This is a genomic window from Streptomyces sp. NPDC107538 (assembly GCF_055657445.1).
This window is the reverse complement of the sequence record NZ_JBVKAY010000004.1, coordinates 243,843-266,502: the sequence shown is the minus strand read 5'-3', so window position 1 is coordinate 266,502 and position 22,660 is coordinate 243,843. Positions and strand designations below refer to the sequence as shown.

22 protein-coding genes are annotated in these 22,660 nt (G+C 71.7%); 8 read left to right on the top strand and 14 right to left on the bottom strand.

The genetic code is table 11. The features are described 5' to 3' along the window. Positions 1-110 precede the first annotated feature (110 nt). Both ACZ7MG_RS15680 and ACZ7MG_RS15675 read left to right on the top strand, forming a co-directional pair. Positions 111-959: an EI24 domain-containing protein gene (locus ACZ7MG_RS15680; RefSeq protein ID WP_471380259.1), complete on the top strand. Its 849-nt coding sequence runs from the start codon at positions 111-113 to the stop codon at positions 957-959. Continuing rightward, positions 956-1,573, top strand: coding sequence for a LysE family transporter (locus tag ACZ7MG_RS15675; RefSeq protein ID WP_471380260.1), 618 nt, complete (start codon positions 956-958; stop codon positions 1,571-1,573). The genes ACZ7MG_RS15680 and ACZ7MG_RS15675 overlap by 4 nt, the downstream gene beginning before the upstream one ends. Here ACZ7MG_RS15675 and ACZ7MG_RS15670 read toward each other — a convergent pair. Then, positions 1,545-2,900, bottom strand: coding sequence for a pyroglutamyl peptidase (locus ACZ7MG_RS15670; protein ID WP_471380261.1), 1,356 nt, complete (start codon positions 2,898-2,900; stop codon positions 1,545-1,547). The genes ACZ7MG_RS15675 and ACZ7MG_RS15670 overlap by 29 nt on opposite strands. Positions 2,901-3,024: 124 nt before the next feature. Beyond that, a complete protein-coding gene (locus ACZ7MG_RS15665; protein WP_471380263.1) occupies positions 3,025-3,999 on the bottom strand; it encodes a LysR family transcriptional regulator in 975 nt (324 codons plus the stop codon). 49 nt (positions 4,000-4,048) lie between these two features. Between ACZ7MG_RS15665 and ACZ7MG_RS15660 the strand changes: the two genes are divergently transcribed. Further along, positions 4,049-4,438, top strand: a complete 390-nt coding sequence (locus ACZ7MG_RS15660) for a RidA family protein (RefSeq protein WP_471380264.1) — start codon at positions 4,049-4,051, stop codon at positions 4,436-4,438. Positions 4,439-4,465: 27 nt separating this feature from the next. On the opposite strand, the gene ACZ7MG_RS15655 is transcribed toward ACZ7MG_RS15660, so the two are convergent. Next, positions 4,466-5,044, bottom strand: coding sequence for a TetR/AcrR family transcriptional regulator (locus ACZ7MG_RS15655; RefSeq protein WP_471380266.1), 579 nt, complete (start codon positions 5,042-5,044; stop codon positions 4,466-4,468). A 156-nt stretch (positions 5,045-5,200) separates the two neighbouring features. On the opposite strand from ACZ7MG_RS15655, the gene ACZ7MG_RS15650 reads away from it, so the two are divergent. Continuing rightward, the gene (locus ACZ7MG_RS15650; protein ID WP_471380267.1) at positions 5,201-7,663 is read left to right on the top strand and encodes a beta-glucosidase; all 2,463 of its coding nucleotides are present in this window, start codon (positions 5,201-5,203) and stop codon (positions 7,661-7,663) included. Between the two features lie 92 nt (positions 7,664-7,755). Here ACZ7MG_RS15650 and ACZ7MG_RS15645 read toward each other — a convergent pair whose 3' ends face one another. Both ACZ7MG_RS15645 and ACZ7MG_RS15640 read right to left on the bottom strand, forming a co-directional pair. Beyond that, entirely contained in the window at positions 7,756-8,745 is a 990-nt protein-coding gene (locus tag ACZ7MG_RS15645; protein WP_471380268.1) for an aldose epimerase family protein, read from the bottom strand. 15 nt (positions 8,746-8,760) lie between these two features. Further along, positions 8,761-9,672 carry an SGNH/GDSL hydrolase family protein gene (locus ACZ7MG_RS15640; RefSeq protein WP_471380270.1) on the bottom strand — a complete coding sequence of 304 codons (912 nt, stop codon included), beginning with the start codon at positions 9,670-9,672 and terminating at the stop codon, positions 8,761-8,763. A gap of 275 nt (positions 9,673-9,947) precedes the next feature. Between ACZ7MG_RS15640 and ACZ7MG_RS15635 the strand changes: the two genes are divergently transcribed. Further along, positions 9,948-10,442 carry a DUF3145 domain-containing protein gene (locus ACZ7MG_RS15635; protein WP_319099823.1) on the top strand — a complete coding sequence of 165 codons (495 nt, stop codon included), beginning with the start codon at positions 9,948-9,950 and terminating at the stop codon, positions 10,440-10,442. Positions 10,443-10,604: 162 nt separating this feature from the next. Here the strand turns inward: ACZ7MG_RS15635 and ACZ7MG_RS15630 are convergent, their stop codons facing one another. The 5 genes from ACZ7MG_RS15630 to fasR all read right to left on the bottom strand — a co-directional run bounded on the left by ACZ7MG_RS15630 (position 10,605) and on the right by fasR (position 15,596). Beyond that, a complete protein-coding gene (locus ACZ7MG_RS15630; RefSeq protein WP_471380271.1) occupies positions 10,605-11,876 on the bottom strand; it encodes a beta-ketoacyl-[acyl-carrier-protein] synthase family protein in 1,272 nt (423 codons plus the stop codon). Positions 11,877-11,979: 103 nt separating this feature from the next. Continuing rightward, complete coding sequence (locus tag ACZ7MG_RS15625; RefSeq protein WP_286257020.1) at positions 11,980-12,228, bottom strand: acyl carrier protein; 249 nt, start codon at positions 12,226-12,228, stop codon at positions 11,980-11,982. 102 nt (positions 12,229-12,330) lie between these two features. Beyond that, positions 12,331-13,362, bottom strand: coding sequence for a beta-ketoacyl-ACP synthase 3 (locus ACZ7MG_RS15620; protein ID WP_471380272.1), 1,032 nt, complete (start codon positions 13,360-13,362; stop codon positions 12,331-12,333). A 12-nt stretch (positions 13,363-13,374) separates the two neighbouring features. Next, a complete protein-coding gene (locus ACZ7MG_RS15615; protein ID WP_471380274.1) occupies positions 13,375-14,304 on the bottom strand; it encodes an ACP S-malonyltransferase in 930 nt (309 codons plus the stop codon). A gap of 89 nt (positions 14,305-14,393) precedes the next feature. Further along, on the bottom strand, positions 14,394-15,596 hold the full coding sequence (fasR, locus tag ACZ7MG_RS15610) for a fatty acid biosynthesis transcriptional regulator FasR (protein WP_471380276.1): 1,203 nt from the start codon (positions 15,594-15,596) through the stop codon (positions 14,394-14,396). Between the two features lie 346 nt (positions 15,597-15,942). On the opposite strand from fasR, the gene ACZ7MG_RS15605 reads away from it, so the two are divergent. Continuing rightward, complete coding sequence (locus tag ACZ7MG_RS15605) at positions 15,943-16,608, top strand: pirin family protein (protein ID WP_471380564.1); 666 nt, start codon at positions 15,943-15,945, stop codon at positions 16,606-16,608. A gap of 55 nt (positions 16,609-16,663) precedes the next feature. On the opposite strand, the gene ACZ7MG_RS15600 is transcribed toward ACZ7MG_RS15605, so the two are convergent. From ACZ7MG_RS15600 to ACZ7MG_RS15590, 3 genes are all read right to left on the bottom strand, one after another. After that, positions 16,664-18,544, bottom strand: coding sequence for a serine/threonine-protein kinase (locus ACZ7MG_RS15600; RefSeq protein WP_471380278.1), 1,881 nt, complete (start codon positions 18,542-18,544; stop codon positions 16,664-16,666). A 125-nt stretch (positions 18,545-18,669) separates the two neighbouring features. Beyond that, positions 18,670-19,497, bottom strand: coding sequence for a serine hydrolase domain-containing protein (locus tag ACZ7MG_RS15595; protein ID WP_471380279.1), 828 nt, complete (start codon positions 19,495-19,497; stop codon positions 18,670-18,672). 56 nt (positions 19,498-19,553) lie between these two features. Beyond that, positions 19,554-20,030: a GNAT family N-acetyltransferase gene (locus tag ACZ7MG_RS15590; protein ID WP_471380280.1), complete on the bottom strand. Its 477-nt coding sequence runs from the start codon at positions 20,028-20,030 to the stop codon at positions 19,554-19,556. A 96-nt stretch (positions 20,031-20,126) separates the two neighbouring features. On the opposite strand from ACZ7MG_RS15590, the gene ACZ7MG_RS15585 reads away from it, so the two are divergent. Together ACZ7MG_RS15585 and ACZ7MG_RS15580 are read left to right on the top strand one after the other, a co-directional pair. Beyond that, positions 20,127-20,621 (top strand): MerR family transcriptional regulator, encoded by a 495-nt coding sequence (locus ACZ7MG_RS15585; RefSeq protein ID WP_471380282.1) that lies wholly within the window; start codon positions 20,127-20,129, stop codon positions 20,619-20,621. Continuing rightward, positions 20,618-21,643: an aldo/keto reductase gene (locus ACZ7MG_RS15580; RefSeq protein ID WP_471380283.1), complete on the top strand. Its 1,026-nt coding sequence runs from the start codon at positions 20,618-20,620 to the stop codon at positions 21,641-21,643. Before ACZ7MG_RS15585 ends, ACZ7MG_RS15580 begins: the two co-directional genes overlap by 4 nt. Positions 21,644-21,735: 92 nt before the next feature. Here the strand turns inward: ACZ7MG_RS15580 and ACZ7MG_RS15575 are convergent, their stop codons facing one another. Beyond that, positions 21,736-22,596, bottom strand: coding sequence for a DUF4429 domain-containing protein (locus ACZ7MG_RS15575; protein WP_471380284.1), 861 nt, complete (start codon positions 22,594-22,596; stop codon positions 21,736-21,738). Between the last annotated feature and the right edge of the window lie 64 nt (positions 22,597-22,660).

Below are 22,660 nucleotides of genomic sequence, written 5' to 3'. Positions count from 1 at the left end.
TAAAGGGGCGCGGGGAACTGCGCGAGCAACCACACACAACCCGCAGCCGCCCACCAACCCCACCCCCCGAGCTCTCCTGCGCAAAGTGGCCGAACGATAAAGTTCGCCCCATGCGCGATCTAGGGGTGGGTTTCCAGTACCTCGTCCAGGGCCAACGATGGGTGGCCAGGCACGGGAAGCAGTACGGCTTCGGCCTGATCCCGGGCCTCATCACCCTCGTCCTCTACATAGCCGCCCTCGTGGCCCTGGCCGCCTGGGGCCCGGACTTCGTCACCTGGGCCACCCCCTTCGCCGACGACTGGTCCAGCCCCTGGCTGGGCCTCTTCCGCGGCCTGCTCACCGCCGTCCTGTTCGCCCTCGCCCTGGCCCTCGCGGTGATCACCTTCACCGCCGTCACGCTCCTCATCGGCCAGCCCTTCTACGAGAACCTCTCGGAGAAGGTCGACCGCGACGTCTCCCCGGACGGCACCGCACCCGAGTCCGACCTGCCGCTGTGGCGGGAGCTGTGGATCTCGGCCCGGGACAGCCTCCGCGTCCTCGCACGGGCGCTCGTCTGGGCCGTCCTGCTCTTCGGCCTCGGCTTCGTCCCGTTCATCGGCCAGACCGTCGTCCCGGTGATCGGCTTCTTCGTGACCGGCTTCTTCCTCACCGAGGAACTGACCGCCGTCGCCCTCCAGCGCCGCGGCGTGCAACTCCGCGACCGCCTCGCCCTCCTCCGCTCCCGCAAGACGCTGATCTGGGGCTTCGGCACCCCGCTGGGCCTCGCCTTCCTGGTGCCGTTCGTCGCCGTGTTCCTGATGCCGGGCGCGGTCGCGGGCGCCACCCTCATGGCCCGCGACCTGCTGGGCGAGGAGACCACCGACGAGGACGAGCGCAACCGCGTCCCCGCCGCCACCCACCCCGCGCCCAACCACCCCGCCACCCCGCCCGCGTTCGGCAAGCCGGAGATCGGCGCGTGAACGAGATCCTCGCCGTCGCGGTCATCACCGCCCTCGCGGTCATCGCCCCCGGCGCCGACTTCGCCATGGTGATCCGCAACAGCTACCTCTACGGCCGTACGACCGGCCTGCTCTCCGCGACCGGCGTCGCGGCCGGTGTCCTCGTGCACGTCACCTACACGATGCTCGGCGTGGGCCTGCTGATCGCCTCCTCCACCTTCCTGTTCACGGTGATCAAGCTGGTCGGCGCGGCCTACCTCGTCTACATCGGCGTCCGTACCTTCCGCACCCGCGACGAGGTCACCGTGGACCTGGCGGAGACGACGGCGACCGTGACCCCGCTCGCCGCCCTGCGCACCGGCTTCCTGACGAACGTCCTCAACCCGAAGACGACCCTCTTCGTCGTCTCGACGTTCGCCCAGGTCGTCAGCCCCGGCACACCGCTGGTCCAGCAGGCGGGCTACGGCCTGTTCATGGCCCTCGCCCACCTGCTGTGGTTCGGTGTCGTCGCTGTGTTCTTCTCGCACGACCGGATGCGTGCCGTGATGCTGCGCGGCCAGAAGGTCCTGAACAAGGCCATCGGTTCCGTCCTGGCCGGCCTCGGCATCAGCCTCGCGTTCGCCCCGTCGCACTGACGGAGGCGTCACCCGAGGAGCCCGCCGCGGACCCCGCCCCGGACCCCGCCTCGGTACCCGCCGAGGCCTCCAGCCCCACCCGCACGATCTCCCGCACCTGGGCCACGATGTCCAACCGGTTCCGTACGAACTCGGGATCGGTCACCGCCCCGGTCACCGGATCGGTGTTGCCCGCCCCGAACTGCAGGACCGGCGTGTGCACATGCCCGCCCGGCAGGCCGGCGCCGAGCCCCAGTCGGTCGCGCAGCAGGGTCGCCCGGTAGGCGATCTCGTTGGAGAGGTAGTCGCCGCCGCCCCCGGCCCGCGCGGTCGACCCCGGGGTCGGTCCGTCCGGCCGGACCACCGCGGCCGTGCCGCCCGCCGGGATCTCGGTCACGCTCGTGTTGTCGTACACCGGGAAGCGGCCGGTGTTCGCGGCGACGATATCCGCGTACGGCAGCGTCGTGGACGTCCACTGGGGCTGGGTGGCGGGGTCGGTCACCGGGACGGTCCCGGTGACGCCGATGTTGTCGTTGTCGCCGAAGCCGCCGCGCCAGGCCCCGTTGGTCCGCTCGACGTCGAAACGGCCCACCCGGCCCTGGCTGACGGTCGCGAAGAGATCCACCTGGGGCAGCTTCCCCCGCAGCGTGCGCTCGACCGTCCCCTCCGCGAAGTCCTGCCAGCGGACGGGGAACACGGCGGTCTCGACGCGGGCGAGCCCGTCGGCGGTCCTGATCACCGTCCCGTCGAGCGCGAGGGCCGTCGCCCCGGACGGATTGGAGATCCGCACGTCCCGGTCCAGCGTGAACGGATCGAACCCGGTGACGAGCACCCGCTTCACGCCACCCTTCGGGTACCGCAGGGAGTCCTGCCCACGCGAAGTCCGCTCCAACGCACCTATCAAATCAGCTCTCTGACGGTCACTTAGCCCGAACTCCGGCTCCCACCCCCGCACTTCCCGCGTCATCCCCAACCGAGCCCAGTACAACGGCCGGTCGTCGTCCCGGCTCAGATCCCCGCCCGCCGGCCCCCGCCCCTGCACCCGGTCCACGGCCCGCGTCCACAACCGCGCCCCCTGCCGTACGACGATCCGCTCGGCCTGCGCGTACGACCGCGCCCCGTCCAGCGCCCGCGCGAACTCCGGTGCCACGACATCGAATCCGGACCGCCGCAGAATCTCCTGCGGCACGGCCCGATCGAGCCGCTGCTCCTCGACGGTGGGGGCCGCCGCCGTACCGGCCGGGGGCGAGGCGGAAGCGGGCGAGCCGGAGACGCAGAGACCGGCCAACAGGACCGCCAGCCCCGTCGTCGCTCCGCGCCCTCGCCGGGAAGTCAGTAGGGAAGTCAAGGGAGTTCGGTTCCTTCCGTCGCTGTTCGTACCGTGGGGGTGTCGCTCCGGACGGCGGCAGTATCGCGTGACGGAAGGGGCCTACGCCATGCCGCGCGCCGCGAGGGGGCAGGACACCCCCGGCTCAGCCGACCCCACCCCGCGCCACCGGAATGCGCGCCGCGGCCTCCCGCAGCGCCCCCAGGAACGCGTGCGCGGCGGGCGTGGGGGCCACCCCACGAGCCGTCGCCGCGTACACCACCCGCCCCGGCGCCTCCTCGTCCACCACCGGCACCAGCACGACGTCCGGCCGCACGGACCCGGCGGCGAGCGCGGGCACCAGGGTGACCCCGAGCCCGGCCGCCACATACCCCAGCTTGGCGATCCACTCCACGACGACATGCGCGACCCGCGGCCGGAAGCCGTGCCGCAGCGCCGCGTCGAGGAGGGTCCCCTCGGGCCGGGCGTCGCCGGATATCCAGTCGGCGTCGGCTAGTTGGGGGAGCCGAACCGCACTCCGGCCCGCCAGCGGATGACTGGCGGCGACGGCGACGTACAGGGACTCGTCGAGGAGGTGATGGAGGTCGTACGCGTCCAGGGGTGCCCGCCCGGTCGTCGACACGATCGCCAAGTCCAGCTCCCCGGCGTCGAGTTGAGCCAGCAGCGCGGGGGTGAAGCCCTCCTCCCGGGTCAGCCGCACCCCCGGGTGCCGGACGCGGAACGCGGCCATCGCGTACGGCACGAGCGCCGCGTCCGCCGTGGCGAAGGCGCCGATCCGCAGCCGCCCGCCCGCCGCCTCGCGCAGTGCGGTCAACTCCCGCTCCGCCCGCCCCAGTCGCTCCACGACGGCTTCGGCATGCGGGACGAGGGCCCGCCCCGCCTCTGTGAGCCGTACCCCGCGCGGCAGCCGGTCGAAGAGCGCCGATCCGCCCAACGCCCCCTCCAGCGAGGCGACTTGACGCGACACAGCCGACTGGGTCCACCCCAGCGACCGCGCGGCCACGGTGAACGACCCGTGCCGCGCCACCTCCAGGAAGACCCGCAGCCAGAAGGCGGAGAGATCGGGCACGTCGCCGCCCTCCGCCCCCGGTGAGCCATGCGATGTGAGCATGCCGGCCATGCTAGACATTCGCTGGTCGCATCGCTCCGGCGGCTCTACCGTCGAATCCATGGAGATCACCCTCGGCAACCCGCCCTCCGCGCCCCAGCCCCTCAGCCCGTACTACTCCCAGGTCGCCCGCATCCAACTGGCCGACGGCAGCGCCCTGTTGTACCTCTCCGGCCAGATCGCCGAGGGCGACACCCTGGCCGAGCAGAGCCGAGGCGTCTTCGAGACCATCGCCGCCCTCCTCGCGGCCCACGGCGCGACCCTCGCCGACATCGTCAACATCCGCACCTACCTCACCGACATCACCAAGCTCCAGGAGTACGGCGCCGTACGCCGCCGGTTCCTCCCGGGCACACCCCCGACCAGCATGACCATGGAGGTTCCGAAGCTCTTCAGGCCGGAGGCCCAGGTGGAAGTGGAGGTCGTGGCGGCCGTACCGGCGGAACGCTGACTCGGCCGTGCCGGCGGAACGCTGATGTCAGTCCGTGTCCTCTCCCAGCAGGGCCAGGAAGTCACGGAACGCCTCCGCCATGTCCACGCCCGCCGGATCCAGCAGCCACTGGTACTGCAACCCGTCCATCACGGCCACCAGCAGCGGCGCCGCCCGCTCCGGGGTGAGCCCGCTCGGCAGCCGGTCGCCGTACTCGGCGCGCAGCACCTCGGCCATGGCCCCCCGCACCCGCCCGTACCGCCGTGTGAAGAAGTCCCGTGCGGGGTGCCCCTCGGTGACGCTCTCGCCGAGCAGCGCGGAGAAGGTCTGGACGATGCCGGGCCGCATGGCGTTGTACTCGACCAGGGAGCCCAGCAGGTCGAGCCGCAGCGGGCTGTCGGGCACGGCGTCCCACCGGTCCCGCTCCTCCAGGACGGCGACGAGCAGCGCGTCCTTGGTCGGGAAGTAGTGCAGCAGCCCCTGCTGGGTGAGCCCGACGCGCTCGGCGACCGAGGCCAGGCTCGCCCCCCGGTAGCCGCGCTCGGCGATCACCTCCAGGGCCGCCAGCACGATCTCCTCGCGCCGCTCCGCACTCCGGACGCCCCTGGTCCCGCTGGTACCGCTCATGCCGAAAACCGTACGGCATCCGACCCCATCCATCCGCCCATAATATAACGGCAAGATAACGAAACCTACCGCTCTACAGGTAATGCATGCACGATGGGGAGGCAGCACGGACAGCACGGACAGCGGACAGTACGGACTCGACGAGGAGGCACCGCGATGGCGGCAACCCCGGGCACCAACCCCACCCCGGCCGACGAGGCCCGCGAAGCGGCCGTGGAGAAGGCCCTCGCCAGGCTGGACCTCGACGCCAAGGCGAGGCTGCTCTCCGGCCAGGACATGTGGACCCTGCCCGCGCTCCCCGAGATCGGCCTGGCCTCCCTCGTCATGTCCGACGGCCCGATCGGGGTACGCGGGGTGCGCTGGACCTCCGACGACCCCTCCGTCGCCCTGCCCTCCCCGACCGCCCTCGCCGCCACCTGGGACCCCGAACTCGCGCGCCGCGCAGGGGTGTTGCTGGCCCAGGAGGCCCGCCGCAAGGGCGTCCACGTCCTCCTCGCCCCCACGGTCAACCTGCACCGCTCCCCGCTCGGCGGCCGCCACTTCGAGGCCTACAGCGAGGACCCGTACCTCACCGGCGAGATCGGCTCGGGCTATGTGACCGGCGTCCAGTCGGGCGGCGTCGGCACCACGGTCAAGCACTTCGTCGCCAACGACGCCGAGACCGACCGCTTCACCGTGAACAACCTGGTCTCCGAGCGCGCCCTGCGCGAGCTGTACCTGGCCCCCTTCGAGGCGATCGTGGCCAACGCCCACCCCTGGGGCATCATGACCGCCTACAACCAGGTCAACGGCACCACCATGACCGAACACCGCTACCTCGTGAACGAGGTCCTGCGCGGCGAGTGGGGCTTCGACGGCTTCAACGTCTCCGACTGGCTGGCCGCCCGCTCGACGACCGACGCCCTCACCGGCGGCCTCGACGTCGCCATGCCCGGCCCCGTCACCGTCTACGGCGAGGCCCTCGCCACCGCCGTCCGCGCCGGCGAGATCGAGGAGACCGAGGTCGACGAGGCGGTCCGCCGCGTCCTGCGCCTGGCCGCCCGCGTCGGCATCCTGGAGGGCGCCGACCCGGTGGTCACCGAACTCCCGGCCCCCGTCGACGGCGAGACCCTGGCCCGCGAGATCGCCCGCCGCTCCTTCGTCCTGGTCCGCAACGAGGTCCGGGACGGCCGGGCGGCCCTGCCCCTGAAGCCGGGCGCCACGGTGGCCCTGATCGGCGCCGCCGCCCGCGACGCCCGTGTCCTCGGCGGCGGCTCCGCCACCGTCTTCCCCTCCCGGATCGTCTCCCCCCTCGACGGCCTCACCGCCGCCCTCCCCGAAGGCACCCTGACCTACGCCGTCGGCGCGGACCCCAACGAGGAACTCGCCGTCGCCGACCGGGGATTCACCCTCCGAGCCGTCTGCCGTGACAGCTCCGGCACGGTCATCGGCACCGGCTCCGCCCCCAACGGCCACATCCAGTGGATGGGCTCGGACCTCCCCGACGGCGTCACCCACACCACCCTGCACACCGTCGAGGTGACCGGCACCCTCGTCCCGCGCGCGAGCGGCACGCACACCTTCGGCATCAAGGGCCTCGGCGCCTACACCCTCACCGTCGACGGCACGACCCACTTCGACGACGTCCACACCACCGACACGGACGATCCCTTCGTGTCGTTCTTCGGCGCCCCCGTCCCCCGGGCCCGCGTCGAACTCACCGAGGGCACACCGGTGCAGGTCTCCCTCACCCACGTCGTGGACCTGCCCGTCGACGCCCCGATCACGATGCTCGCCTTCTCCCTGTGCCACCAGGAGCCGCAGCGCGACCCCGACGAGCTGATCGCCGAGGCCGTCGAGGCCGCCCGCGCCGCCGACACGGCCGTCGTGGTGGTCGCCACCACCGACCGTGTCGAGTCCGAGGGCTTCGACCGCAAGGACCTCCATCTCCCCGGCCGCCAGAACGACCTGGTCCGCGCGGTGGCCGCCGCCAACCCCGACACGATCGTGATCGTCAACTCGGGCTCCCCGGTGGAACTCCCCTGGCGCGACGACGTCGCCGCCGTCCTCCTCACCTGGTTCCCCGGCCAGGAGGGCGGCGCCGCCCTCGCCGACGTTCTCACCGGCACCCACGAGCCCGGCGGCCGCCTCCCCACCACCTGGGGCACCCTGACCGACGCCCCCGTCACCCGGGTCACCCCCGCCTCCGGTGAACTCCTCTACGACGAGGACGTGTTCATCGGCTACCGAGCCTGGGCCAAGGAGGGGCGGACCCCCACCTACCCCTTCGGCCACGGCCTCGGCTACACCGACTGGACCTACGAGTCCCTCGACATCACCGGCACGACGGCGACGGTACGGATCCGCAACTCCGGCACCCGCGAGGGCCGCGAAACCATCCAGCTCTACCTGGCCCCCACGACCCCGGACGCCAACCGCCCACCCCGCTGGCTGGCAGCCTTCACGACGATCGAGGCAGCCCCGGGCGAGACGAAGGAGGCCACCGTCCAACTCCCGCCCCGAGCCTTCGAGATCTGGGACGAGACGACCAACTCATGGACATACATGAGCGGTTCGTACGAGCTGACGGCAGCCCACTCCCTGGCAGACCTCCGCGTCACGGCACGGATCCAGGCGTAGGGCACCCCATCTTTATTAGGGGCGCGGGGCTGTGTCGATATGCGGCTCCGCCGCGTGGGCGCGAGAAGCCCCACCCACCCGCACCCGACAGACTACGAACGCACCCCGAACCCATAAACCGTCTCCGACCGATACACGCCGCCCGGCCGCAACTCCGTACTGGGAAACCGCGGCCGGTTCGGCGAATCCGGAAAGTGCTGCGTCTCCAACGCGACCCCGTCCCCGGGCCCAAAAGCCCCCTCCAGATGATCCGCCGTATAAAGCTGCATCCCCGGCTCGGTCGTAGCCACGCTCAACACCCGCCCCGCCCCCGCCTCCCACAGCTCGGCAACCACCTCCGCACTGGCCGTGACCCCCTTGTCCAGCACGAAGTTGTGGTCGTACGCACTCCCCACCTTCCGCGCCGACCGGAAGTCGAACCGGCTCCCCTCCACCCCCGCCAGCTCACCCGTCGGAATCAGCGACGCGTCCACCGGCGTCACCCGCGACGCGGCGATCCGCAGCTCATGCCCACCCGCGCTCCCACTGCCGGCCCCCGCGAGATTCCAGTACGAGTGATTGGTGAGGTTCACGACGGTCGGCGCGTCGGTGACCGCCTCGTACGCGATCCGCAGGGCACTGCCGTCCTCGTCCAGCGTGTACGTCGCGGACACCTCCAGCCGCCCGGGGAAGCCCTCCTCCCCGTCCGGGCTCACCCGCGACAGCCGCACCCCGGCGCCGCCGCCGACACCCTCCGCCTCCCACACCCGCTTGTCATAGCCGAGCGGACCCCCGTGCAGGGAGTTCGGCGGGTTGTTGCGCGCCAACTCGTACACCCGCCCGTCGAGCGTGAACCGCCCCTGGGCGATCCGGTTGGCGTACCGGCCGATGAGCGCGCCGAAGAACGGCCCCGGATTCCGCAGGTACCCGTCGAGATCGGCGAACCCCAGCACCACGTCCGCCACGCGCCCGTCCCGGTCGGGCAGCTCCACGGACTGCACGATCCCGCCGTACGTCAGAATCCGCACCCGGGTGCCGCCCCGCTCCAGCGTCCACCGGTGAACGGGCGTGCCGTCGGAAAGTGTGCCGAAAAGTTCGCTCATGCGCGGAACCCTAGGTCACGACTCCTTGGCGCTGACGATCCGGTAGGCGATCTCCGCCAGCCGTGCCTGCCCGTTCACGCTCGGATGGAACCAGTCCCACTGGCTGAGCTGGGTCTGCCCGAAGCGGTAGTCGAAGACGGCGTCCTCGTCGTACCGGCAGTGGCGGTCCTTCTCGCACACCTCGCGCAGGACGTCGTTGTACGCCTCCACCCGGTCCTGGACGGCGTCCCGCCGCTCCCCGGCGGCCGTGGTCAGCGCGTCGGGGTCGGCCAGCATGGACGGGCAGATGCCCAGCTTCCAGACCTGCTTGCCCATCGGACTCTTGCGGCCCTCGGACCACAGCCGCTTCAGATCCGGCACGCTCGCCACGAACACCTGCGCCTTCGGCAGGGAGTCCCGCAGGGTGGCCATCGAGTCCTCGAAGTCGGAGCGGAAGTCGGCGACCGGCGTCATGTCGGCGGCGGTCGCACGGCACGCGTCGTTCGCGCCGACCATCACCGTGACCAACTCGGGCTTACGCGTCACCGCCCGCGCCACCTGACTCGGCAGGTCGGCCATCCGGGCCCCGGTCACCGCGTAGTTCCAGCTCCGCGACGCCGCGCCGGACGCGCCCAGCAGCCGTACGGCGAGAGAGTCGACCGAGGCGTCGGTGCCGGTCGCCCACGACACCTCGGGGCAGTCGGAGAGCACCTTGCACGCGTCGAAGCCACGGGTGATGGAGTCACCGACGGCGACCAGCGATTCGGGGGTGGTGTCCCAGGCGGGGGTGGGCGACACGGAGGGCTTGGCCCGCGAACCCGTCCCCTCGGGGCCGGGGGAGTCACCGCCGGTGGCGTCACAGCCGGTCACGGCCAGCAGGACCGCCGCCGACACGACCGCCGAGACCGCGCCGAACACCGCCCTCGAACGGTGGCGTCGCTTCCGCATCCCCTGGTCCCCTCGTCGGTCGTACACGTGCCAGTTCCCACCCATGACAACGCACGGGAGTTCCCGGTGAGGGAAAGCCTCGAGGGCGATGCGACAGAAGGTGCAACTGTTCCATCCGCACAGGCGTCCCCTCGGGTGAAACCCGCGTTCATCCTGGCGCTTGCTCCGACGGTACGTCACACTCCTTGGCCCGCCGCACGGTAGCCTCGCCACGTGGCCGCGTCGCCACTGCCGATCCGTCTATTCGCGAACCGTCCTGCTCTGTGGAGGCCCCGGTGACGACACGTGGAGTCCTGTACGTGCACTCCGCGCCGCGTGCGCTGTGCCCGCACGTCGAGTGGGCCGTCGCGGGTGTCCTCGGGACCCGGGTGAACCTCGACTGGATCCGGCAGCCGGCCGCCCCGGGCACCTGGCGCTCCGAGTTCTCCTGGCAGGGCCAGGCCGGTACCGCCTCCAAGCTGGCGTCCGCGCTGCGCGGCTGGCACCTCCTCCGCTTCGAGGTCACCGCCGAGCCCTGCGCCACCGCCGAGGGCGAGCGCTACAGCTGCACCCCCGACCTCGGCATCTTCCACGCCGTCACCGGCATCCACGGCGACATCCTCATCCCCGAGGACCGCCTCCGAGCGGCCCTGCTCCGCAGCCAACGAGGCGAGACCGACCTGGAGTCCGACCTCTCCAAGCTCCTCGGCAAGCCCTGGGACGACGAGTTGGAGCCGTTCAGATACGCGGGCGAGGGCGCCCCGGTCCGCTGGCTGCACCAGGTGGTGTAGGGCTCCTTTCGGGCCGCCGGGCAACCCCCGATCTTTTAGGGGCGCGGGGAACTGCGCGACAAGCCCCCACCGGTCGGCACTCGGCCGACAACGGACGCACAACGGCGAGTGGCCCGTCCCCAAACCCGGGGTACGGGCCACTCACAGTTCACGGCGGGAAAATCAGACCGTCCGGAACGCCAGCACCACGTTGTGCCCGCCGAACCCGAACGAGTCGTTGAGGGCGGCGATGCGGCCCTCCACGGGCAGCTTGCGGGCCTCGCCGCGGACGATGTCCGCGTTGGCCTCCGCCTCCGGGTCCAGGTCGTTCACATTGATCGTCGGCGGAGCCACCCGGTGGTACAGCGCCAGCACCGTCGCCACCGTCTCGACACCACCGGCGCCACCGAGCAGATGCCCGGTCATCGACTTCGTCGCCGACACCGCGAAGTGGTCGGTGTCGTCACCGAACACCTTCCGCAGCGCCTTCAGCTCGGCGATGTCACCGGCCGGCGTCGACGTCCCGTGCGCGTTGACGTGCACGATCTCCGCCGGGTCCAGATCGGTGCGGTCCAGCAGGTTCTGCAGGGCGTGGGCGATGCCCCGCCCCTCCGGCTCCGGCTGCACGATGTCGTGGCCGTCGGCGGAGATGCCCTGGCCCACGGCCTCGGCGTAGACCCGGGCACCCCGCGCCGCCGCGTGCTCGGCCGACTCCAGGACGACGACACCGGCACCCTCGCCGAGGACGAAGCCGTCACGGCCGGTGTCGTACGGACGGGAGGCGCCCTGCGGGTCCTCGTTGTTCTTGGACATCGCCATCATGTTGCCGAACGCGGCGATCGGCAGCGGGTGGATGGCGGCCTCGGTACCACCGGCGATCACGACATCGGCGCGGCCGGTGCGGATCATCTCGATGGCGTAGCCGATGGCCTCGGCGCCCGACGCGCAGGCGGAGACCGGGGTGTGCACACCGGCGCGCGCGCCGACGTACAGACCGACGTTGGCGGACGGGCCGTTGGGCATCAGCATGGGCACGGTGTGCGGGGAGACACGGCGTACGCCCTTCTCCTTCAGCACGTCGTACTGGTCGAGCAGCGTCGTCACACCACCGATACCGGAGGCGATGACCGCGCCGACACGGTCCGCGTCGACGGTGCCGTCGTCGGCCGAGGTCTCCGCGTAACCGGCGTCGGCCCACGCCTCCTTGGCCGCGATCAGCGCGAACTGCGCCGAGCGGTCCAGGCGGCGGGCCTGCGGCCTGGGGATGACCTCGGACGGCTCCACGGCGATCTGCGCGGCGATACGGACCGCCTGGTCGGCGGCCCACTCCTGCTCCAGGGGACCGACGCCGGACCTGCCGGCGACCAGTCCCTCCCAGGTGGAAGTCGCGTCGCCACCCAGCGGTGTGGTTGCGCCGATACCGGTGACGACCACGGTGCGATTGGTCGAGCTCACGGGAATGTTCTCCAACGGTTACGAGGATTCAGCGGCGCCACCGCCGGGTGGCGGGGCAAACGGACTGCTCCGCGGGGGATCGGGCCGGACCCGATCCGCCGGATCAGCCCTGGTTCTTGAGGATGTAGTCGGTCGCGTCGCCGACCGTCTTGAGGTTCTTGACGTCGTCGTCCGGGATCTTGACGTCGAAGCGCTCTTCGGCGGCGACGACGACCTCGACCATGGACAGGGAGTCGACGTCCAGGTCGTCGGTGAAGGACTTGTCCAGCTGGACGTCCTCGACCGGGATGCCGGCGATCTCGTTCACGATGTCGGCGAGACCGGCGACGATCTCTTCCTGGGTGGCGGCCATGTCAGGCGCTCCTTCTTAGTTTTCCAGAGGGTTGGCGGCCCGTCGCGTCAGCGGCGGGTTGTGCGTTTTCCCGCGCCGGACCACAAGATCCGGCAGCGGTGCCTAGGGGAGGGTAACGACCGTCGCGGCGTACACGAGACCCGCCCCGAAGCCGATGACGAGCGCGGTGTCGCCGCTCTTCGCCTCACCGGTCGCCAGGAGCCGCTCCATCGCGAGCGGGATCGAGGCGGCCGAGGTGTTGCCGGTGGTGCGCACGTCACGCGCGACCGTGACGTGCTCCGGCAGCTTGAGTGTCTTCACCATCGAGTCGATGATCCGCTCGTTGGCCTGGTGCGGAATGAAGACGTCCAGGTCGTCCGAGGAGATCCCGGCCGCGTCCAGCGCCTGCTGGGCGACCTTCGCCATCTCGAACACGGCCCAGCGGAACACCGCCTGGCCCTCCTGCGTGATCGCGGGGAACTTGACGTTGCCCTCGCTGTCCAGCGGAAGCTTCTCCAGATCACCGACCCGGTACTCGTTCCACGGGATCGTCTGCTTGATCGTCGCGGACTTGTCGCCCTCGGAACCCCACACCGTCGGGCCGATGTGCGGCTCCTGGGAGGGGCCGACGACGACCGCGCCGGCACCGTCGCCGAAGAGGAAGGCCGTGGCCCGGTCCTCCAGGTCGGTCAGGTCCGACAGCCGCTCGACACCGATGACGAGGACGTACTCCGCGGAGCCCTCGACGACCATGCCCTTGGCGAGGGTCAGGCCGTAACCGAAGCCCGCGCAGCCGGCCGAGATGTCGAAGGCGGCGGCCTTCGCCGTACCGAGCTTGTCGGCGATCTCGGTGGCGACGGCCGGGGTCTGGCTGAAGTGGGAGACGGTGGAGACGACGACCGCGCCGATCTGCTCGGCGGAGATCCCGGCGTCGGCGATCGCCTTGCCGGACGCCTCGACGGACATGGCGGCGACGGTCTCCTCGTCGTTCGCCCAGTGCCGGGTCTCGATACCGGAGCGCGAGCGGATCCACTCGTCGGACGAGTCGATCTTCTCCAGGATGACGTCGTTGGGCACCACCCGGACCGGGCGGTAGCCGCCCACGCCGAGGATGCGTGCGTACGGGGCGCCCTTGCTCGGCCTGATCTTCGACATGCTCCAGGGCTCCTAGTTCTGGTGCTCGGCGATGAGCGCGCGAGCGGCGTCGAGGTCGTCGGGTGTCTTGAGCGCCACCGTCGCCACGCCCGGCAGGGCGCGCTTGGCGAGACCGGTGAGCGTGCCGCCGGGGCAGACCTCGACGAGCGCGGTCACGCCCAGCTCCTTGAAGGTCTCCATGCACAGGTCCCAGCGGACCGGGTTGGCGACCTGGCCGACGAGACGGGAGAGCACCTCGGCGCCGGTGGCGACGGCCTGCCCGTCCTTGTTCGAGACATAGGTGAGCTTCGGGTCCCCGGGGGTCAGTTCCTCGGCGCCCTTGGCGAGGGTCTCCACGGCGGGGGCCATGTGGGGCGTGTGGAAGGCACCGGCCACCTTGAGCGCCACCACGCGGCGGACGCCCTCGGGCTTGTCCGCCTCCAGGGCGGCCAGCTGCTCCAGGGTGCCGGCGGCGACGATCTGGCCCGCGCCGTTCACGTTCGCCGGGGTCAGCCCCAGCTTCTCCAGGTGCGGAATCGTCACCTCGGGGTCGCCGCCGAGCAGCGCGGACATCCCGGTCCCGGTGATCGCGGCGGCCTCGGCCATGGCCAGGCCCCGCTTGCGTACGAGGGTCAGCGCGGCGGTTTCGTCCAGGACCTCGGCGAACACGGCGGCGGTGATCTCGCCGACGCTGTGCCCGGCGACCGCGCCGGGGGTCACGTCACCGAGGACGGTCTTTCCGAGGGCGGCGGCGGACAGCAGTCCGGCCGCCACGAGCAGCGGCTGGGCCACGGCGGTGTCGCGGATCGCGTCGGCGTCGGCCTCGGTCCCGTAGTGGGCGAGGTCCAGCCCGATGGCGTCCGACCACGCGCCGAGGCGGTCGGCGGCACCGGGGAGGTCGAGCCAAGGAGTCAGGAAGCCGGGCGTCTGGGCGCCCTGGCCGGGAGCGACGAGTACGAGCACTCTCACACTCTCTCTTGGGGACGGCTCAGGCCGCCCGTGAGGACAGGGACGAAGAACACGAGGGGGTTTTGTAGCCCTCCGACAAAACCCTAGAGCTGGGGTTCCCCATCCACCAGACGCCCCAGGATCAGTGCGATCCGCAAGGTGAAGGCAGAGCGTACATCGGAGGGCGACCAGCCGGTGACGTCAGTCACACGTCGAAGCCGGTAGCGCACGGTGTTGGGGTGGACGAACAGCATGCGGGCCGCGCCTTCGAGGCTCGATGCCTGTTCGAGATAGACGCTGAGCGTCTCCAGAAGTGCGGACCCGGCCTCCTCCAGCGGTCTGTAGATCTCCTCCACCAGTTGCTCGCGCGCACTGGGATCACCGGCGATCGCGCGTTCCGGAAGCAGATCGTCCGCCAGAACGGGGCGCGGCGCGTCCTGCCACGCCGAGCAGGCCTTGAGTCCGGCCGCCGCCGCCTGCGCGGACCGGGTCGCGGCCAGCAGGTCGGGCACGATCGGCCCGGCCACCACCGGCCCCGCCGCATACGGCCCGATCAGCGACTTCGCGACCTGCAACGGGTCGTTGCTGCCGCCGGCGATCACCACGAGGCGGTCGCCCAGCACACCGGTGAGCACCTGGAGCTTGGCGTGCCGGGCCGCGCGCCGGATGGCCTCCACGGTCAGCTCGCTGTCGCCGTCCGGGGCGGTGCCGAGGACCACACAGACATGGTCGGGGGAGTTCCAGCCGAGTGCGGCGGCCCGGCTCACGGCGCCCTCGTCGGCCTCGCCGCTGAGCACCGCGTTCACCACCAGGGACTCCAGCCGGGCGTCCCAGGCGCCGCGTGCCTCGGCGGCCTGCGCGTACACCTGCGCGGTGGCGAAGGCGATCTCCCGCGCGTAGACGAGCAGGGCCTCGCGGAGCACGCTCTCGTCGCCGGGGGCGGCGACCTCGTCGATGGCGGACTCCATGACCTCGATGGTCGTGCGCACCATCTCCACGGTCTGCCGGAGCGTGATCGCCCGGGTCAGTTCACGCGGCGCGGTCCCGAAGACGTCGGTGGAGATGGCCTGCGGGGCGTCCGGATGCCGGAACCACTCCGTGAACGCGGCGATACCGGCCTGGGCGACCAGCCCGATCCACGACCGGTTCTCGGGCGGCATCGCCCGGTACCAGGGCAGCGTCTCGTCCATCCGCGCGATGGCCTGCGCGGCGAGGCTCCCGGACGACTTCTCCAGCCGCTTCAACGTCGCGACGTGCGGGTGGGCGGGCGGTGCGGACTCGGGTTTGCTGGTTTCGGGTTCGGGCACGGGTCCAAGCCTGCCTTATCGCTGCGCTCGCCTGCGCCGGAGGGGGTGTGGGCCGGGAGTGAGTCTGCGCCCGGGGGTGCGCCCCGTCCGGGGGCTGCCGCCCCCGCGCCCCCGCGTATCGGCCTGGACGGCCTCGTCCTCAAACGCCGGACGGGCTGGGTGGTGCCGGGCCGGACTGGGTGGTGCCGGACGGGCTGGGTGGTGCTGGACCGGGCTGGGTGGTGCCGGGCCGGTCTGGGTGGTGTCGGACGGCTGGGTGGTGCGACCGGGCCGGGCTGGAGAAGGGACCGGCACTGGGGGCTTCGGAGGGGTTGGGAGGGGTTCAGCGGGCTACCGTGGGCGGGTGATGGATGTACGGCGCGCCGGGGCGCGCTATCCGGGTGGGGATCCGGCGGCCGGGATCGCCTCCCTGCATGCCTTCTCCTTCGGGGCGCACTACGACCCCGACAATCTGCGGTTCGGTGCGGTGATCGCCTGCAACGAGGAGCGGCTCGCGCCCGGGGCCGGGTTCGACGAGCATCCGCACAGCCATACCGAGATCGTCACCTGGGTCGTCCAGGGCGAGCTGACCCATCGCGACACCGCCGGGCACGAGACGGTCGTCCGGGCCGGTGACGTGCAGCGGCTCAGCTCGGCCGGCGGGGTGCGGCACGTCGAGCGCAACGACGGCTCCGGGCCGCTCACCTTCGTGCAGATGTGGCTGGCCCCGCTGGACCCGGGCGGCGACCCGGCGTACGAGATCGTCCGGGGCATCGCCGACTCCACCCCGTACGCCGTCCCCGAGGCGGGCGCCCTGCTGCACGTACGGCGGCTGGGCACGGCGGGGGAGCGGACCGCCGTGCCGGACGCGGCGCGGGCGTACGCGCATGTCGTCCGGGGTGTCGTACGGCTCGGGCCGTACGAGCTGGAGCCGGGGGACTCGGTGCGGGCGGAGGACGAGAAGGGGCTGGAGCTGGTCGCTGTCTCCGGCCCGGTCGAGGTGCTGATCTGGGAGCTGGAGCCGAGCGGCTGACGGTCCGTCAGTTCGCCAGCCTGTCGGCCCGTCATCCCGTCAGTTCGCCGGCCCGTCAGTTCTCGGTGACCGGTTCCTCCGCGTTGCGCCACACCGTGATGTCCACCGAGACGTAGTCGCTGGGGTCGCCGCTCGCCGCCGAGCCCTGGAAGGTGACCAGGCCCATGTGGCCGGAGTTGGTGCGCACGCACATCTGGGAGCCCTTGGAGACCTGGCCGAGTTGGACGGAGGCCGTGTAGCGCGTCTCGTTCCGGCAGGTTTCGAGGGAACCCTTCTGGGAGTTGTTCAGCAGGACCAGCTTCTCGCTGCTGCTGCCCACCTTCTTCTCCCCGAACAGTGAGTCCGAGTAGTAGTAGAAGTCCCCGTCGTCCTCGTACGACACACCCAGCTCGCTGTCGAGCGGCTTGGGCGGGGAGTCCGCGAAGCGCACGTAGTAGTTGCCGGGGATGTTGACGCCCTTGAAGGTGACCGGCTTGGGGTCGGCCTTCGGTTTGGACTCGGCGGAGCTGCCGCCCGAACCGCCGGACGTGCCGCCGACCGAGCCGCTGGAGGAACTGCTCGACGAACCGCTCGACGACTCCGTGAGGCCCTTCACGAAGGTCGCGCAACTGCCGAGCAGCCCCAGCCCGAACACCACCGCGACGCCGATCCCGATCCACTTGCCGACGTTGCTCCGCGGCGGCGGCAGGGGCAGCGGACGCGGGTGCCCTTGCGGGTGCCCTTGCGGATGTCCCTGCGGGTGCGGCTGCTGCCAGCCGCCCGGCTGCGGATACGGCGCGTGGTGCCCGGTCGGTACCGTGTGCGGCCCCGAAGGCCCCGGCTGCGGGTGGTACGGCGTCGACGGCGGGCCCACGGGTCCCGGCGGGGCTGGGGTCCTCGGCCCGGAGTGCATGGTCGGCGCCGCGTGCATCGTCGGCGAGGCGGGGCCCACGGACGGCGAACTCGGCTGGGTCACCGGCGCGGTGGGCGGCGGGGGCAGGGTCGCGGAGGTGGCGGCCTCGGCCGCCTTGTTCCGCTCGGCCAGCAGGTCCGCCGAGGCCGACACCCGCCGGGTGATGTCCGCGCCGATCGCCTCCGGCAGCCAGGAGCCCGACTGCACCAGCGGGGTCGGCGACGCCTCCTGGCAGAGGGCGACTACCTCGGCGGGGGAGGGCCGGTCGGCCGGGTCCTTGGCGAGACAGCGCTCGATGAACCGGAGTTCGTCCGGGAGGCCGCTGAGGTCGGGCTCCTCGTGGACGATCCGGTACAGCACCGCGTGCGAGGGGCCGTCGCCGTACGCGCCGGAGCCGCGGGCCGCGAACGCGGCGACCTGGCCGAGCGCGAAGATGTCCGACGCGGGCGTGACCGGCTTCCCGGCCGCCTGCTCCGGCGACATGAACGCCGGGGTGCCGATGGAGACGCCGGTGCCGGTCAGGGCGGTGGCGTCGGCGGCCCGCGCGATACCGAAGTCGATGACCCGGGGCCCGTCGCCGGCGAGCAGCACGTTGGAGGGCTTCAGATCGCGGTGCACGATGCCCGCGCCGTGGATCACCGACAGCGCCTCCGCGACCCCGGCGAGCAGCAGCAGGACGGAGCCCAGCGGCAGCGCGCCGTGCTCGGCGACCGCCGCGTGCAGCGACGGGCCGGGCACATAGGCGGTGGCCAGCCAGGGCTGCGCGCCCTCGGTGTCGTGGTCGAGGACGGGCGCGGTGTAGAGGCCCTGCACCCGCTGGGCGGCCTGCACTTCCTGCTGGAACCGGCGGCGGAACTCGGGGTCCTCGCTCAGCTCGGGCCGGATCGTCTTCAGCGCGATCGGATGCCCGCCCGGCGTGTACGACAGATAGACCGTGCCCATGCCGCCGGAGCCGAGCCGCGCCGCGAGCCGGTAGCTCGCCACGGTCGTCGGGTCACCGGCCTCCAACGGCCGGAACTGCCCGCCCGCGCGAACCTCGCCCATCGTTCTCCCCCCGAAAGCTGTGCGGCTGATGTGCACGGGGGAGGTTAGCGGACGGACCGGTGCTTGTGGTGGCTCGGACGGACCACCCACCCCTTCCGTCGAAGAGTTGTCGTTTCCTTCACGAATCAGACACCGATCCTGACCTCGGCGAGCACCGCGTCCGTGAACGGGGCCCACGCCTCGACCGCCCACGGCCCGAACGCCCGGTCCGTCAGTGCGACACAGGCCAGGCCCGCCGCGGGGTCGATCCACAGGAACGTCCCCGACTGCCCGAAGTGCCCGAAGGTCCCCGGTGACGACGAAGTCCCGGTCCAGTGCGGTGCCTTGGAGCCCCGGATCTCGAAGCCGAGCCCCCAGTCGTTGGGGTTCTGGTGCCCGTAGCCCGGCAGGACGCCCTTGGTGCCCGGGTACTGCACGGTCATCGCCTCCGCGACCGTGCGCGGGTCCAGCAGCCGGGGCGCCTGCACCTCGGCGGCGAACCGCACCAGGTCGTCGACGGTCGAGACGCCGTCCTTCGCCGGTGACCCGTCGAGCGAGGTGGCCGTCATCCCCAGCGGCTCCAGCACCGCCTGCCGCGCGTACTCCGCGAACGGGATGTCCGCCGCCTTGGCGACATGGTCGCCGAGCACCTCGAACCCGGCGTTGGAGTACAGCCGCCGCGCCCCGGGCTCCGCCGCCACCCGGTGCTCGTCGAAGGCCAGCCCCGAGGTGTGCGCCAGCAGATGCCGCACGGTCGACCCCGCCGGACCCGCCGCCTCGTCCAGCTCGACCGCCCCCTCCTCGTACGCCACCAGTACGGCGTACGCGGCGAGCGGCTTGGTGACCGAGGCGAGCGGGAAGCGGTGCCCGGTGGGGCCGTGCGACCCGAGTACGGTGCCGTCCGCCCGTACGACGGCCGCGGCGGCCGTGGGAACCGGCCAGTTCTCGATCAGGGCGAGGCTCTGCAGTGACATGCCCACGAGCCTAATCCCGCCCCGAGGCCCACCCGCCCGGAGGCCCGCCCGCCCGCTCAGAGGTCCAGCTGCATCAAGGGGTCGGGCCTGCGCCGGAAGCCCATCGATGCGTACAGTGACTCGGCCTCGGCGGACGCGGTCAGATGGACGTATCCGGCGCCGACCTCACGGAACCAGTCGACGAGGACCTCCATACAGGCACGGGCGTAGCCCCGGCGCCGGCAGTCCGGGTCGGTGGCCACGCTGAAGACGTGCCCGACGGCGCCGCGCGGGTTGCCCGGCTTGCCGATCCGGTAGTCGACGGTCCCCACCACCAGCGCGGCGAGCGCGTCCGGCCGCTGCGGATGGTCGACGACGAACGCCGCGAACTCCCCCTCCGGGCCGTCGAGTCGGCGGCGCAGGGTGGGCAGGGAGTCGGTGTGCCAGCCGGTGGGACCGGCCGTCCCCGGGGGCCCCATCGAGTCGATCATCACCTGGCGCAGCCGGAGCACTTCCACGGCGTCCTCGGCCGTGGCACGTCGTACGAGACTCATGCCCGCACGCTAACCAGCCCGATCACGTCAAGTCCTCGTGTTTTCTCACCGGATTCGCTTGCTTGGAGCCCACTCCAAGGTTTTAGCGTGGAGGCCATGACGGTGATGGAGACCACGAGTACCACGAGTACCGCCGACACCACGAGTGTGACGACCTCCGACAGTTGCGCCGGTCCGCCGCTGAAGCCCCGGCGGCCGGACGGGCGGGACAGGTACACGATCAGCGAGGTCGTCGACCTCACCGGTCTGACGGCGCACACCCTGCGCTGGTACGAGCGGATCGGCCTGATGCCGCACATCGACCGCTCCCACACCGGCCAGCGCCGCTACCGCAACCGCGACCTCGACTGGCTCGACCTCGTCGGCAAGCTCCGGCTCACCGGTATGCCGGTCGCCGACATGGTCCGGTACGCCGAACTGGTGCGCGAGGGCGACCACACCTACACCGAGCGCTTCGACCTGCTCAAGTCGACCCGGGACGACGTCCTGTCCCGTATCGCCGAGCTGCAGGACACCCTGAACGTGCTCGACCGGAAGATCAATTTCTACGCTGACGCCGGGCGGGCCCTGGCGTCGGAGAGGGCCTCATGACGGACGGCACGACGAACGGCGGGATCGCGACGGCACGGCTGGGCACCGACGGCCCCGAGGTGGGAGTCCAGGGCCTCGGCTGCATGGGCATGAGCTTCGCGTACGGCCCCTCGGACGCGGCGGAGTCCCGGGCCACCCTCGACCGCGCGCTGGAACTCGGCGTCACGCTCTACGACACGGCCCACGCGTACGGCGCCGGGGAGAACGAGAGGTTCCTCTCCCCCTTCTTCAAGGCGCACCGCGACGAGGTCGTCGTCGCCACCAAGTTCGGTCTGGCGGTCGACCCCGTCGACTCGACCAAGCGGATCATCCGCAACGACGCGGCGCACATCCGCGAGTCCGTCGAGGGCAGCCTGCGCCGTCTCGACGTCGATGTGATCGACCTCTACTACATGCACCGCCGCGATGTGACCGTCCCCATCGAGGAGACCGTCGGCGTCATGGCCGACCTGGTCCGCGAGGGCAAGGTCAAGCAGCTGGGCCTCAGCGAGGTCACGGCCGCCGAACTGCGCACGGCCCACGCCGTGCACCCCATCGCGGCCCTCCAGTCCGAGTGGTCCCTCTTCAGCCGCGACATCGAGGCGAGTGTCGTCCCCACCGCCCGCGACCTCGGCGTCACCCTGGTCGCCTACTCCCCGCTCGGCCGGGGCTTCCTCACCGGCTCCTTCGCCACGGCCGAGGACCTCACCGCCGACGACTTCCGCCGCCACCAGCCCCGCTTCACCGGCACCAACGCCACCGCCAACGCGGCCCTCCTGGACCCCGTCCGCAAGGTCGCCGAGACCCACGGCGCCACCCTCGGCCAGATCGCCCTGGCCTGGGTCCACCAGCAGTCGACGACCCACAGCCTCCCGGTCGTCCCGATCCCGGGCACCCGCAAGCCGGGGAGGGTGGAGGAGAACGCGGCGGCGACGACGATCGTTCTCGGCGAGGACGACATGGCCATGCTGGAACCGATAGCGGCCCAGGTGGCGGGCGACCGTTACGCGGACATGCGCTTCACGTCGGCAGGCAGGGAGTAGTGCAGCGCGCCCCAAAAGGGGCGCGGGGAACTGCGCGACAAGCCACGACGCACCCGCACCCGGCAACGAACCGATCCCCGAACGGCGAGTAGCTACAGCTCAGCCAACAACTCCGCCTTCTTCACACTGAACTCCTCATCCGTCACCAGCCCCGCCTCGTACAACTCCCCAAGATGCCGGATCCGGTCGGCGATGTCGGCCGGATCCCGCCGAGGCCCCGCCTCGACCGGCGGCGCGGCCACCCCCGCACCCCCCGCGGAGCGCACCGCCGCCAACACCGCCGCGGCGAACGGCAACGACTCGTGCACCGGCCCGTACCCCAGCCCGAACACCACGGCGGCCGGATCATGATCCGGCTGCGCCGGCCGCTCCCCGGACCCGTCCCGCCGCAGCAACCGCAGATACCCCTCGAACACCTCCGGCGACCGCCACTCCACCCCACTGAGCGCACTCACCGGAAAACTCTGGTCCCCGGCCTTCCACTTCGCCGACGACGCCCCCGTCCAGAACCACCGGAACGACACGGACCGCCCGTCGAAGGACGCCTTCCCGTCGTACGCCTTGAACTGCAACGGCACCTCGGGCGCCGCCACCAGAAACCGTTCCGCCGGCCCGGACCTGGTCAGCCGCGCCCGCAGCTCGTCGGCGTAGTACTCCGCGAGCGTCTCCCGCTCGGCCGGCAGCACCAGCCGGTACGGATCGGACCCCTCCTTGAGCTGGTCCGCCGCCGCCTCCATCAGCGGATCGGCGCCGGGGCGCGGTACGGCACGCAGTACGACGGTGCCCCGCTTCCCGGGTGTCAGTGAAACCCCCGCGATCGCCTCCAGGGGGATACGCCGTTCACCGAGCGCCTGGAAGAGCTTCGGCGTGCGGATCCCCCGTTCGAAGCGGATGAGCACGGAGTCGGACTCGAACTCCCAGGCGGCATGAAATCCGGCCAGTACGTCACCCATGCGGCTCATCGTATGCGGGCGACGCGGGGAAGTCCCGACCGAGGCGAACCGCACTTTTACCCTC

What these genes read in the sequence shown, in the direction of transcription:
- ACZ7MG_RS15680 (WP_471380259.1), top strand. Translation starts at nt 111, where the DNA reads ATGCGCGATCTAGGGGTGGGTTTCCAGTACCTCGTCCAGGGCCAACGA.
- ACZ7MG_RS15665 (WP_471380263.1), bottom strand. Translation starts at nt 3,999, where the DNA reads ATGGCCGGCATGCTCACATCGCATGGCTCACCGGGGGCGGAGGGCGGC.
- ACZ7MG_RS15660 (WP_471380264.1), top strand. Translation starts at nt 4,049, where the DNA reads ATGGAGATCACCCTCGGCAACCCGCCCTCCGCGCCCCAGCCCCTCAGC.
- ACZ7MG_RS15655 (WP_471380266.1), bottom strand. Translation starts at nt 5,044, where the DNA reads ATGAGCGGTACCAGCGGGACCAGGGGCGTCCGGAGTGCGGAGCGGCGC.
- ACZ7MG_RS15650 (WP_471380267.1), top strand. Translation starts at nt 5,201, where the DNA reads ATGGCGGCAACCCCGGGCACCAACCCCACCCCGGCCGACGAGGCCCGC.
- ACZ7MG_RS15645 (WP_471380268.1), bottom strand. Translation starts at nt 8,745, where the DNA reads ATGAGCGAACTTTTCGGCACACTTTCCGACGGCACGCCCGTTCACCGG.
- ACZ7MG_RS15640 (WP_471380270.1), bottom strand. Translation starts at nt 9,672, where the DNA reads ATGCGGAAGCGACGCCACCGTTCGAGGGCGGTGTTCGGCGCGGTCTCG.
- ACZ7MG_RS15625 (WP_286257020.1), bottom strand. Translation starts at nt 12,228, where the DNA reads ATGGCCGCCACCCAGGAAGAGATCGTCGCCGGTCTCGCCGACATCGTG.
- ACZ7MG_RS15620 (WP_471380272.1), bottom strand. Translation starts at nt 13,362, where the DNA reads ATGTCGAAGATCAGGCCGAGCAAGGGCGCCCCGTACGCACGCATCCTC.
- ACZ7MG_RS15605 (WP_471380564.1), top strand. Translation starts at nt 15,943, where the DNA reads ATGGATGTACGGCGCGCCGGGGCGCGCTATCCGGGTGGGGATCCGGCG.
- ACZ7MG_RS15600 (WP_471380278.1), bottom strand. Translation starts at nt 18,544, where the DNA reads ATGGGCGAGGTTCGCGCGGGCGGGCAGTTCCGGCCGTTGGAGGCCGGT.
- ACZ7MG_RS15595 (WP_471380279.1), bottom strand. Translation starts at nt 19,497, where the DNA reads ATGTCACTGCAGAGCCTCGCCCTGATCGAGAACTGGCCGGTTCCCACG.
- ACZ7MG_RS15590 (WP_471380280.1), bottom strand. Translation starts at nt 20,030, where the DNA reads ATGAGTCTCGTACGACGTGCCACGGCCGAGGACGCCGTGGAAGTGCTC.
- ACZ7MG_RS15585 (WP_471380282.1), top strand. Translation starts at nt 20,127, where the DNA reads ATGACGGTGATGGAGACCACGAGTACCACGAGTACCGCCGACACCACG.
- ACZ7MG_RS15580 (WP_471380283.1), top strand. Translation starts at nt 20,618, where the DNA reads ATGACGGACGGCACGACGAACGGCGGGATCGCGACGGCACGGCTGGGC.
- ACZ7MG_RS15575 (WP_471380284.1), bottom strand. Translation starts at nt 22,596, where the DNA reads ATGGGTGACGTACTGGCCGGATTTCATGCCGCCTGGGAGTTCGAGTCC.